Below are 11,515 nucleotides of genomic sequence, written 5' to 3'. Positions count from 1 at the left end.
TTCCTGTGTATTAGATGCTTCAAACAATAACGGAAACTGGCATGAAGCCCATAATAAATACAGAAGAACTAAAATCTCTTTGTGAACGTTTGAGTAAAGCCGACTTTGTAACTGTTGATACCGAGTTTCTGCGCGACAACACTTATTTTCCAAAGCTTTGCCTAATTCAGGTTGCGGATGATAATGAGGCACACTGCATTGACCCATTAGCGGAAGACATTGATCTAACACCGCTTTGGGATTTATTTGCGGATGAAAAAGTGTTGAAAGTCATGCATGCTTGCCGTCAGGATATGGAAATCTTTTATCTGGCTATGGGTAAGCTCCCTGCCCCGATTTTCGATACCCAGATTGCAGCAATGGTTTGCGGCTTTGGCGATTCGGTTGGTTATGAAACGCTTGTAACTAAAATCACAAAGGCTCAACTAGATAAATCAGCACGTTACACGGATTGGTCAAAGCGCCCACTTACAAATAAGCAGCTTTCCTATGCCCTTGGTGATGTAACACACTTACGTACAATTTACCGTAAGCTTCAGGAAGAGCTCGAACAGACGAACCGCGAAAGCTGGGTTGAAGAAGAGACTGCTCCACTGCGCGAGCCTAGTCTTTATCTGATTAACCCCAAAGACGCTTGGAAGCGCCTAAAAGTTCGCACTAACAAACCTCGCTTCTTGGGCATTCTGCAGCAGTTGGCAACATGGCGTGAATCACAAGCGCAAGAGCGCGATATGCCGCGTAACCGGGTTGCTAAAGATGAAACGCTTTTTGAAATTGCGGCCCATCCTCCCAAGGAAATCGAAGGTCTTGATAAAATTCGCGGCGTTCCAAAAGGTTTTAGCCGCTCTAAAGCTGGTAAGGCACTTTTTGAAGCGCTTGAAGAAGGCCTCAACATTCCAGAGGAAGACCTTCCACATATCGCAAGAGCTAAGCCTCGCCCTGCCACACCGCCAATGGCTGATCTTTTAAAGGTTCTTCTCAAGATCAAATGCCAGGAAGCGAAAGTAGCAAGTCGCATGATCGCGAGTTCGCAGGAAATTGAAGAATGGGCTGCTATGCCTCAGAAAACAGATATCCGGGCGCTTACTGGCTGGCGGAAAGAGATATTTGGTGATGACGCTCTTAAGCTTATGAACGGTGACCTTGCTCTTACAGCACGTAAAGGTGAAATAGAAGTTGTGGAACTTGAGGAAGAGTAATCTTCCTCAGGCTCTGCCTAAACGTATTCAATTTCAGGTTTTCTGCCGATAAATTGCGCGAGCTGCCTTAGTCTACGTTCAACAATATCATTTGCGATATCTCTATATGACGCAGGCACATCAAGCTTTAACTTACTTTTAGACACCTTAAGAGAACTTACTTCAAGCGCCTTCACTGCACCGCCTGATAAACGCTGAGCCAACCTTAGCGCTGATCCCATTAGTCGCGCTTCTTGTATTTCTGAGATAGTCAGAAGAGGCAGCATTCTGGATATATGTATTTCATCAACAGATGCACCGTAAGCTTGGTTAAGGGCAACAGCAATGTATGTGCGTTCTTTATGCCCAACCCCTACAAAGTTACCATGCAATACCGCTTCTACAGCTTTCTCGGCCCTAAAATCAGGATGGCCTCGCCAAGCAATATCACTTAAAAGGCAAATTGCTTTGTGTAAGCGTTCACGGGCAATCTTCTTTTGTGCTTTTCCACTGAATAGTGGTCGTGTCCATTCATAAATTACGTCTGAGTGCTCAGCAAATCGGTTTCTCTCCATCGCGATAGCATTGCAAACGAATAGGAATGGATCATCTTGCCGTCTTTCCGCATTCAAATGATCAAAAATCAATCCTTCACGAAGACCGTATGATGTAGAAACCACATTCTTGGCCTGCATCGCTTCCATCAATTCTACCAAAATGATCGCTGCAATGGGCAGTATCTCTCGTCTACGTGTGGGAATTACATTGCCAAACGGGATATCTCTTGGGTTAAGCTTACTTATACGCCTACAGTAAGCCTTGCATTCTTTCCGTTTGGAGTAATAGCCGTGGAGAATAGGAAGGGGTTCTGCCTTTTCCATCATCATCATGCGGGCAATGTTCCGCCAAGCACCACCAACAATATAGAGATTTTGTTTACTGCGTTCATCTAGCCAGTTGATGTTTGCGAATGTATCTCGCAAATATCTGCGGATTTTATTACGCTTATACCCAAACATACTGATGAGGCGCAGAGGCCCAATTGGCAGGCTAATAGTTTCTCCAACTTTGCCGTTCTTAACTTGCGCTAGCTCAAGCGAACCACCACCAAGATCACCTGTAATTCCATAGGCATAGGGATCGCCCGACAAAACACCGAGAGCCGCTAACCGGGCTTCTTCATTACCATCAATAATTTCAATCTGAAGGCCGCATTCTTCCTTAACCTGCACAACAAATTCTTCACCGTTTTCAGCGTCTCTCACCGCTGCAGTAGCAACGGTATGGATGGTACGGATACTCATTTGTTCGCAGAGAGCTTTAAAACGCTTTAACGTTGAAAGAGCATGAAGAACCGCATTCTTTCCCATATGACCGGTTGAGCCAACCTCTCCTCCCAATCCAACCATAACTTTTTCATTAAAGATGGTGTCAGGCACCCGTTTTTCGCCAGAGAAAACTACCAGCCGAACAGAGTTCGACCCAATATCAATAACAGCTACATAATCTTTAATATCGGCTTCAAATGCGAACATACAGTCTCGTTACTCTTCATAGTCATACTGAATGAGCGGTTGAATTTCAGTGCCTTCATCCAGAGCTTTACCACGCCCAGAAAGCGAAGCGTTCGTCATGAAATAGTGGTGGGCAATAAACTGTTCCTCGCCCTCTTCCACTTTATTACGTTCGAAATCACCATCTGGTAACATAGTCCAGGATTGCGCGTTATCCTTAAGATTAGCAGCCATAACCTGCCCCATAATCTGATCATGAACAGTTGGGTTTTCGATCGGGACAAGTGTTTCAACACGCCGATTAAAGTTTCTAGGCATCCAATCCGCACTGGAGATAAAGACCTTAGCTTGTCTGGAAGGAAGTCCATGACCGTTCCCAAAACAGCAGATACGGGCATGCTCAAGAAAACGGCCCACAATTGAGCGTACACGGATATTCTCGCTCAACCCCTTAATTCCAGGCCTTAACGTGCAAATTCCTCTTACGATACAATCTATCTCCACACCATTCATAGACGCTTCATAGAGTTTATCGATAATCTTTGGGTCCAATAGTGAATTTAATTTGATCCAAATTGCCCCCTTACCCCCAGACCGCGCGATTTCAATCTCGTTATCAATGAGTTCAATAAGGTGCTTTCTGATATTGAAGGGCGATAATACCAGCTTTTGAAGATCTGTAGGCTCTACGTAACCAGTCAGGAAATTAAACATCTTGGTGGTATCCTGTGCAAGCACTGGATCAGCCGTGAAATAGGATAAATCAGTATATATCTTAGCTGTAATTGGATGATAATTACCGGTACCAAAGTGCATATAGCTTCTTAGTTTGCTACCTTCACGGCGCACAACCATTGATATTTTGGCATGTGTCTTAAGATCAATGAAACCGAAAACTACGTGCACACCCGCACGCTCTAAATCTCGGGCCCACTTGATGTTCTGTTCTTCATCAAACCTAGCCTTAAGCTCAACAACCGCGGTAACCTGCTTTCCTGCTTCTGCGGCTTCTATAAGGGCTGCAATAATAAGTGACTGAGAACCCGCCCGGTAAAGAGTTTGCTTGATAGCTACGACATCAGGATCCCTTGCCGCTTGTCTTAGAAATGCGTGAACAACGTCAAAAGATTCATATGGGTGATGAACAACAAAATCCTTAGCTTTGATAGCTTTGAAAATATCACCACCAAAGTCCCGCACACGTTCCGGATAACGCGGAATATAAGGTTTAAACTTGAGCTCTGGCTTATCATCAACAATCAGCTGGGAAGTTTCATTAATGCCCAGAATGCCCTCAACGACAACAACAGCACCTTCCGTTGCATCTAATCGAGAGATAACCAGTGATCGGAGCTCTTCTGGCATTGCAGCATCAATCTTCAGCCTGATAACTCGACCGCGACGCCTGCGTTTAAGCGCTGTTTCAAACAACCGAACGAGATCCTCGGCTTCTTCCTCAATATCCAGATCACTATCCCGAAGAACGCGGAATACACCGTTTCCAAGAACCCTGTATCCAGGGAACAATTGCCCTAAAAAGAGTTCTAAAATCAATTCAAGAGAAGCGAACCGAATTCCTTCTCCACCAGGCAACCTTACAAACCGCTTCACATGTTGCGGCACAGGTAGCAACGCCACCATTTCCTTATTATCGCTCTCGCGAACAAGTGAAAGGGCCATGGTGAAGCCAAGGTTTGGAATAAACGGGAATGGATGCGCAGGATCAACAGCAATTGGGGTAAGAACAGGAAACACATTTTCGAGGAAATAAGTTTCCACCCAGTTCCGGTCTTTGTCCGTAATTTCTTCTTTTGAGAGCAAAGAAATCTCATGCGCTCGCATTTCAACCCGAAGGGTCGCCCAAACTTCCTGTTGCTTCGCCATAAGCTTGTCGGCAAGCTCATTGATCTGCTGAAGCTGCTGCTGTGGTGTTAGACCATCATCTGATGTTACATCAACACCAGCATCGGCCTGTCCACGAAGGCCCGCCACGCGCACCATATAAAATTCATCTAGGTTATTACCTGAAATAGAAAGAAATCTCAGTCGTTCAAGAAGTGGGTGCCTAGGGTTTTCGGCTTCTTCAAGCACGCGAATATTGAACATAAGCCAGCTTAGCTCGCGGTTCAGGTATCTTTCATGCTTAGGCAGAGATTTAACATAAGCGCTAATTTCTTCACGGCTCATAGCTGATAGTACAGCTTTCGCTGAATTTTCAGTATGCTTGATGTCACCATCCGCCATTTTTTTCTCCTTCGCTTTAGATCAAGTGAAATGATCTAAACAGGATTTATTACATTTCTACGCCGCCACGTTTGTCGAGACACTGCTTAGCCAGTGTCTTGGTAATCTTCCGCTTATCAGCGAGTGCCATAGAATCTAATTCTTCCACAAAAGCCATTACCGCTTGAAAAGAGCGTTCAATACGAGGCAAAATATAACGTATCACATTCATATCGACCTGTAACTGCCTGTCTGAAAACAATTTAATCAGGAGAACCATTAATAGTTCATCATCTGGTTCTTTAATATTTGCTACAGGTATTGTCGCTAGCCTGGATTTTAAATCCGGCAGCCCTACATTCCACCGATTAGGCTCGAGCTCGGATGTAATAAGTAGCTTTGCACCAATCTCTTTAATCCAGTTAAAAAGATGGAAAAATGTATCATCATCTAATCCAGCTTTATCAGCATCTTCAAAAACAATAACCGATCCTGCAGGCAATTCGCTGATAACAATATCTTCGCCAAAAAACACAGCACCTACTTCGTGTGCCCACGCTTGAGATAGGTGGGATTTACCGGAAGCTTTAGCGCCAACAACAGCGGCCACATGGCTTGGCCATTCATCAATATTGTCTAGAAGCGAGAAAGCCTCTGCATTTGAATCAGAAACAATGAAATCACGCATTGCATAACTAGGCGCTATCTCTAGATCAAACGGTATCTGGCGTGCTGCTGTCACTATCTTCAGCCTTTTCTGTAGACTCTAAACTATCTTCAGCGTTATCCGCTGTCACCTCGGTGATATCATAATGATCAAGGTATCTGTCAATCCAGTAACGTACCAGAACTGCAATTGCCGCAGCTGCCGGAACGGCAATAAGTACTCCAAGGAAGCCAGCGACCTCGCCACCAGCGAACACCGCAAACAGTACCCAAACCGGGTGTAAACCTACTCTCTCACCCACCAAACGAGGTGTTAAGAAAGAGCTTTCAACAGCTTGTACCACCACAAATACCGCAGCGACAAGGCCAACCTGTGCAGGATCAAAGCCCCACTGACCTATTGCCATGGCTACAGCAACGATCGCCGCAAACAAAGCGCCAACAAATGGTATGAAAGACATAACGCCTGCCAACACACCAAGTACCAACGCGAACTCAAGTCCTGTTAAATACCAGCCAATACCGTACATTACCCCCATTGTTGTGCTAACCAGCAATTGACCTCGTACAAACCCAGCAAGTACCTCATCAATCTTTACACACTGCTCCCTAATATCATCAGCCGCTGCTGGAGGAAGCCAGCTATTTAGTTTCGCAACAATCAAGTCCCAATCGCGTAGAAGATAAAAAGCAACTACGGGCGAAATCAGCGCCAAGCTGAAAATATTGAAGATCGCCAGACTTCCCTTAAGAACCCCTGTTGCGCCCGCTTTTACCTGAGCCAACAATTCATCTGAATATGTTCCTAAAACGCTCTCAACATCAGTTCCGATAGGCAAACCTAAATCATCATGGAGGGACTGCAGAGTTTCGTTAATCCAAGGGCGCAGATTAGCCAAGGTTTTAGGCAATGTTTCCGCGACAGCCCCGATTTGAGATTGCAAAATCGGCCACATAGCCAAAATAACTGCTACAATAATTAAAAAGAATAAGAAGATAACAAGCGCTGCTGCAGCTCCCCTTGGAACATTTCGTTCTTCAAGAACATCTGCGACTGGATCAAGAAAATAGGCGATAGCCAAGCCCGCCATAAACGGTAACAGTACCCCCCAAGTTAGATACGCAAATAATCCAACTACTGCGGCTGAAGCGATTAAAACCCACCTATTCATAAATCCCTCTATAAGATTCAGTTTCTAGCTTTAAGCAATCGCTCTTCGCCGTATTCTTCAAGGTTCAATCCTGCAAACCTTAGTGCGACCACTAATTGATCTTCTCTGCCGGTATAAAGAAAAGAAATCCGACTAAAAGGTAATCCAACTTCATCAATCTTTACATTTTGAACAAGTGTAACATCGGCCAGCTTTTTTTCTACCTCAACCAAACTTTCAAGGGATGTAGTTTCGAGAAGAACGTCCATTGAACCGCCCTGCCCGGTATCGACAAGCAGTTGGGAGCGCCAAACACTGTCAATCTGCTCCAAAACCTCTTCAAACATAGTTTCTTGAGCTTCAATTGATGTAGCAGCCTCAATATATCCATCACCCACAAGATTATCATCCGATAATTTAAACTTATAAGACAACGATGAAGACTGGACATTCCAGGTCGAGTGAATAAATAAAACAGAAGGCAAATTATAGAAAGCGAGTAAACGGTCACGCTTGCTTAAATCCAGCTCTTTAACTTCCTCATAGGACACTAAAGCTCGCTCTCTCAGCCCACCTACAGGGAAAGTGTAGTTTCGAATTCGGTTGATCCAGTCTACTTGATCAATAGCAGCATCACTTGATGTGTTTCTCTGCCATAGGTATTCATTCAAACCATCCTCAAAGGCGTAGAAAACTACTAAACCGCGTCCCACACTCAAAACATGAGGTACGTGATAACGCGCAAGGAACTGACTAACGAGAGAAGGTTCAAATCGTACGTTCAGCGTTGCTGTATATCTCCGGGAAGATGAGCTTTCTTCCACGATCTCCAACCCGCTTATCAGGGATTGTTTTTCTGCAGTAGTTATTTCTGGTAGAATAGCGCGACCTTCAGGCTGTGTAACCTTCAACAGCAATTTATCAAACGCTTCAAGTTCAGCTTTAGCAAGTGCTGTTCTTTGAGCTTCGCTGGCTCGGCGTGCGGTTTCATCCACTTTAATGGCTTTAATAGTGAAAAGGCGATCAAGCGATTCTGTGGTTTGAGCCAATGAAGAATGACCAAAACTCAAAACACTCACAAAACATAGTGTCATTACTGCACTTATACGGAATAAAACCTTCATATTTCTCAACAGCTTGCGTATTCGCACTTTCATTAATAAATTTGCCTCACTATAACGCCCTCAAACGTATTTGCGAGAACAAATGTACACCACCACTTCGCATATGTTCTGGCATGCTAATGGGCCGACTTTAGGGCAACGAACAGGGGTGTTCCGTGTCGAACGACAATCAATCTTACACATACCGAGACGCTGGCGTTGATATTGATGCTGGTGAAGCACTTGTAGAAAACATCAAACCACTTGCAGCCAGCACACGCAGATCTGGCGCCGATGCCGATCTGGGAGGCTTTGGGGGTCTTTTTGACCTGAAAGCTGCGGGTTTCACGGATCCTATATTGGTTGCGGCCAATGACGGTGTGGGCACCAAGCTCAAAGTAGCAATTGATGCCGGGAAACATGATACAGTTGGGATCGATCTTGTAGCAATGTGCGTAAATGATCTTGTTGTTCAAGGTGCTGAACCACTCTTGTTTCTTGATTACATGGCAACAGGCAATCTTGATGTTGCACAAATGACAGATGTTGTAGCAGGTATCGCTGAAGGCTGTCGTCAATCGGGCTGTGCACTTATTGGCGGTGAAACTGCCGAAATGCCGGGCATGTATCAAGGGGCAGATTATGATCTAGCTGGCTTTAGCGTGGGAGCAGCGGAACGTGGCACCTTACTAGATGGCTCTACTGTTGCGGAAGGCGATGTTTTGCTAGGTTTGGCGTCGAATGGCACGCATTCAAACGGCTACAGCTTGATCCGCCGTATCGTAGGCGACAAAGGCTATAATTATTCAGATAAAGCCCCATTTGATGATTGTTCGCTTGGTGAAGCTCTTCTCGCGCCAACAAAGATTTATGTAAAAAGCACCCTTGCTGCAACAAAGGCTGGCTATGTAAAAGCCCTTTCCCATATTACGGGTGGCGGCTTTCTGGAGAACATTCCACGTGTAATGCCAAAAGATACCATCGCTGAAGTAGATAGTAGCGTTTGGGAATTGCCTGGTATTTTCGGTTGGCTACAACAGGAAGGTAATATCGAAACCAGAGAGATGGCCCGCACATTTAACTGCGGTATTGGTATGGTTGTTGTAGTTGCCGCCGAAAATGTTGCAGCAACAAAAGCGCTTCTCGAAAAGCACGGCGAAACGGTTTACGAAATCGGCAAGATTACAAGCGGCGAAGGCAAACCCAAATGTCGTGTAACAGGTAAAGCAAACTCCTGGGGCTCTGATACTGATTGGTCCGCAATCACTGGTGAGGAGTAACACCCGTGGCAAAACTTAAATTAGGTGTAATGATCTCAGGTAGCGGCACCAATTTACAGGCCATTATTGATGCTTGCGCTGAAGCTGATTATCCTGCTGAAATACAGGTCGTTATATCAAATCGGCCAGAGGCCAAAGGCTTGGAGCGTGCAGAAAAGGCTGGGATCAATGCAATTTGCATTGATCATAAAAACTTCGAAACTCGAGAGGCATTTGAAGGTGCGGTTCATAATTGTTTGAAAGAACATAATGTAGAACTTGTCTGCCTTGCGGGCTTTATGCGCATCTTAAATTCGGATTTTGTAAACCGCTGGCGTGATCGCATGATCAACATCCACCCTTCTCTACTTCCTTCATATAAGGGCCTTCATACCCATGCGCGGGCTATTGAAGACGGTGTGCGCTTTGGCGGTTGCACAATCCACTTTGTGCGACCGGAAATGGATAATGGCCCGATCCTGATGCAAGCCGCAGTTCCCATTGCATATGATGAAACACCAGAAAGCCTTGCTGCTAAAACATTGACTTATGAACATAAAATGTATCCAGCTGCTATCCGAATGATCGCCGAAGGTAAAGCTCGGGTATCTGGCAACAAAGTAGCATTTAATGGCATAGACTCGGGTGATGTAGGTATCATCAGCCCAGCTACAAAGTAGGTTAAGTCCATAAATAGAGTTTCGAGTATTCCGGGAGCTCGATACCCGAAACTCTTCACACTAAATTTCAGCCTAAACTTTAAGTTCCCGCGTTCAAATAGCACTCTTCAAGGACAACGTTCAAACCACAACCAAATACAACCTATTAGTATAAATAGTTTATTAATCGATTACTTTTATACCTATGAGGGTATTTCATAAACGAAAGAGGTCGATAATGAAATCTCTCAAATCTTTAATTTCTATTCTTACAATCTCTACTGTCGCGGCTTGTGCGTACACCTCCGGCAACCCTGAACCCGACATTCATGGTGTTGAGATAAGCAGCGAAAATAATGGCGGGCTAAACCTTGGTGCTCACACAAGTAACTGGGGAGCAGATTATCCTAACCGCCGAACATTTAGTAACCCAGCTGACGGTGAACTCACGACATCATCATACAATATAAATTCAATGACCTGTAATGAGCTAAACACAACGCGTATTGCTTATCCCCTTGTTATTGAAAGCGAAAACGACGGCGTTGCAGCTTTCGGAGAGTATATTGGTCAATCATTTCTTCATGTTCAACGAACCATGGAACAACTTCGAACCAAACACCCTACGGCTCAGCTGGTATTCAGTTTAGGCAGAATGCAACTCGCAAATGGACAATTAACAGGTGGTGTTGGCCATTCTATTCACGGAAAATATGAACCTCTAGTGGTTGCAGATTCCGATGATTGGAATGATGAAGGAAAATTCATTCTTGAGTTAAAAGGTCTCAATGGCAACCAAAGTGTTCGGCTTGCAGAAACTCCAATGAAGGACGCTTTAATAACTTATGATTATCGTGATCCAGCCGAATGTATGGATGATTACATGGATTTTGAGCCATTTGACGGAGAAAACCTACTTGATCCTCTTCAAATGACCTTTACCGGTGAGGGTCTATCTAGAGATCTAGTTCTAGACATTACCCCTGTTGCGATCGCAATCACAGCTGATTTTCAGAATGAACAAATCGCATACTGCTTAAGAATCCCTAATTCCCTAGCATACGTCCCTAACGTTCGTGATGTGCATCTGAACATCGGAGAAAACTGGGGCAGAATTTCACCTTTTGCAATTTTAAAAACAGGCAATCAAGATTGCCGCAGCTTCTTCCCCTCTATTGGATAGTTAAAATTAAAAAGGGCTACCCAATCGGGTAGCCCTTTCCTGCGGAATGAACCGCGTGCCTAATAGCTCTTAGACAAACTTTTTTGGCTGATTAGCCAACGATCTCGTTACCAGAGAAGAACTGAGCGATTTCGATCGCTGCGTTTTCTTCACTGTCAGAACCGTGTACAGAGTTTTCGCCGATTGAAAGAGCGAATTCTTTACGTACAGTACCTTCAGCAGCTTCTGCCGGGTTTGTTGCACCCATCACTTCACGGTGTGCAAGAACAGCATTTTCACCTTCAAGAACTTGAACAACAACAGGCGCTGATGTCATGAACTCAACAAGCTCACCAAAGAATGGGCGCTCAGAGTGAACAGCGTAAAATGTCTCAGCTTGTGCTTGAGTCATTTGGATACGCTTTTGACCTACGATACGTAGACCAGCTTTTTCGAAGATCGCGTTAATTGCACCAGTAAGGTTACGGTTAGTTGCATCTGGTTTAATGATAGAAAATGTTCTTTGCACAGCCATGTGACTATCCCTTCAAGAAGGTTGGGTTAAAACTTTGATTCGCGCGCCTTATAACCAACCCTGCA

Annotated in this window: 10 protein-coding genes; 4 read left to right on the top strand and 6 right to left on the bottom strand. The window is 44.7% G+C overall.

Going from position 1 to position 11,515, the window contains the following annotated elements:
* Nucleotides 1-41: 41 nt before the first annotated feature.
* Entirely contained in the window at nucleotides 42-1,199 is a 1,158-nt protein-coding gene (gene rnd / locus MF542_RS10590; protein WP_247018992.1) for a ribonuclease D, read from the top strand.
* 17 nt (nucleotides 1,200-1,216) lie between these two features.
* Here the strand turns inward: rnd and MF542_RS10585 are convergent, their stop codons facing one another.
* The 5 genes from MF542_RS10585 to MF542_RS10565 all read right to left on the bottom strand — a co-directional run bounded on the left by MF542_RS10585 (nucleotide 1,217) and on the right by MF542_RS10565 (nucleotide 7,856).
* A complete protein-coding gene (locus MF542_RS10585; protein WP_247018990.1) occupies nucleotides 1,217-2,713 on the bottom strand; it encodes a Ppx/GppA phosphatase family protein in 1,497 nt (498 codons plus the stop codon).
* Between the two features lie 9 nt (nucleotides 2,714-2,722).
* Nucleotides 2,723-4,879 (bottom strand): RNA degradosome polyphosphate kinase, encoded by a 2,157-nt coding sequence (locus tag MF542_RS10580; RefSeq protein WP_343264881.1) that lies wholly within the window; start codon nucleotides 4,877-4,879, stop codon nucleotides 2,723-2,725.
* A 106-nt stretch (nucleotides 4,880-4,985) separates the two neighbouring features.
* Nucleotides 4,986-5,657: an HdaA/DnaA family protein gene (locus tag MF542_RS10575; RefSeq protein ID WP_247018986.1), complete on the bottom strand. Its 672-nt coding sequence runs from the start codon at nucleotides 5,655-5,657 to the stop codon at nucleotides 4,986-4,988.
* Nucleotides 5,629-6,753 carry an AI-2E family transporter gene (locus MF542_RS10570; protein WP_247018984.1) on the bottom strand — a complete coding sequence of 375 codons (1,125 nt, stop codon included), beginning with the start codon at nucleotides 6,751-6,753 and terminating at the stop codon, nucleotides 5,629-5,631. Before MF542_RS10570 ends, MF542_RS10575 begins: the two co-directional genes overlap by 29 nt.
* 17 nt (nucleotides 6,754-6,770) lie before the next feature.
* Nucleotides 6,771-7,856: a DUF2066 domain-containing protein gene (locus tag MF542_RS10565; RefSeq protein WP_247018982.1), complete on the bottom strand. Its 1,086-nt coding sequence runs from the start codon at nucleotides 7,854-7,856 to the stop codon at nucleotides 6,771-6,773.
* 155 nt (nucleotides 7,857-8,011) lie between these two features.
* On the opposite strand from MF542_RS10565, the gene purM reads away from it, so the two are divergent.
* The 3 genes from purM to MF542_RS10550 all read left to right on the top strand — a co-directional run bounded on the left by purM (nucleotide 8,012) and on the right by MF542_RS10550 (nucleotide 10,936).
* Complete coding sequence (gene purM, locus MF542_RS10560) at nucleotides 8,012-9,115, top strand: phosphoribosylformylglycinamidine cyclo-ligase (protein WP_247018981.1); 1,104 nt, start codon at nucleotides 8,012-8,014, stop codon at nucleotides 9,113-9,115.
* A gap of 5 nt (nucleotides 9,116-9,120) precedes the next feature.
* A complete protein-coding gene (purN, locus tag MF542_RS10555) occupies nucleotides 9,121-9,774 on the top strand; it encodes a phosphoribosylglycinamide formyltransferase (protein WP_247018979.1) in 654 nt (217 codons plus the stop codon).
* A gap of 217 nt (nucleotides 9,775-9,991) precedes the next feature.
* On the top strand, nucleotides 9,992-10,936 hold the full coding sequence (locus tag MF542_RS10550) for a hypothetical protein (RefSeq protein ID WP_247018976.1): 945 nt from the start codon (nucleotides 9,992-9,994) through the stop codon (nucleotides 10,934-10,936).
* 91 nt (nucleotides 10,937-11,027) lie between these two features.
* Here the strand turns inward: MF542_RS10550 and ndk are convergent, their stop codons facing one another.
* Nucleotides 11,028-11,450 (bottom strand): nucleoside-diphosphate kinase, encoded by a 423-nt coding sequence (gene ndk / locus MF542_RS10545; protein ID WP_247018974.1) that lies wholly within the window; start codon nucleotides 11,448-11,450, stop codon nucleotides 11,028-11,030.
* Nucleotides 11,451-11,515: the final 65 nt, after the last annotated feature.

The sequence above is a fragment of the Kordiimonas laminariae genome (assembly GCF_023008165.1).
Lineage (GTDB): Bacteria > Pseudomonadota > Alphaproteobacteria > Sphingomonadales > Kordiimonadaceae > Kordiimonas > Kordiimonas laminariae.
Note: the sequence above shows the minus strand (reverse complement) of the source record. Positions and strands in the feature narration are given on the sequence as shown.

Bases quoted from the DNA above. Each gene is read 5' to 3' on its own strand.
- rnd (WP_247018992.1), top strand. From the start codon at position 42: ATGAAGCCCATAATAAATACAGAAGAACTAAAATCTCTTTGTGAACGT.
- MF542_RS10585 (WP_247018990.1), bottom strand. From the start codon at position 2,713: ATGTTCGCATTTGAAGCCGATATTAAAGATTATGTAGCTGTTATTGAT.
- MF542_RS10580 (WP_343264881.1), bottom strand. From the start codon at position 4,879: ATGAGCCGTGAAGAAATTAGCGCTTATGTTAAATCTCTGCCTAAGCAT.
- MF542_RS10570 (WP_247018984.1), bottom strand. From the start codon at position 6,753: ATGAATAGGTGGGTTTTAATCGCTTCAGCCGCAGTAGTTGGATTATTT.
- MF542_RS10565 (WP_247018982.1), bottom strand. From the start codon at position 7,856: ATGAAGGTTTTATTCCGTATAAGTGCAGTAATGACACTATGTTTTGTG.
- MF542_RS10550 (WP_247018976.1), top strand. From the start codon at position 9,992: ATGAAATCTCTCAAATCTTTAATTTCTATTCTTACAATCTCTACTGTC.
- ndk (WP_247018974.1), bottom strand. From the start codon at position 11,450: ATGGCTGTGCAAAGAACATTTTCTATCATTAAACCAGATGCAACTAAC.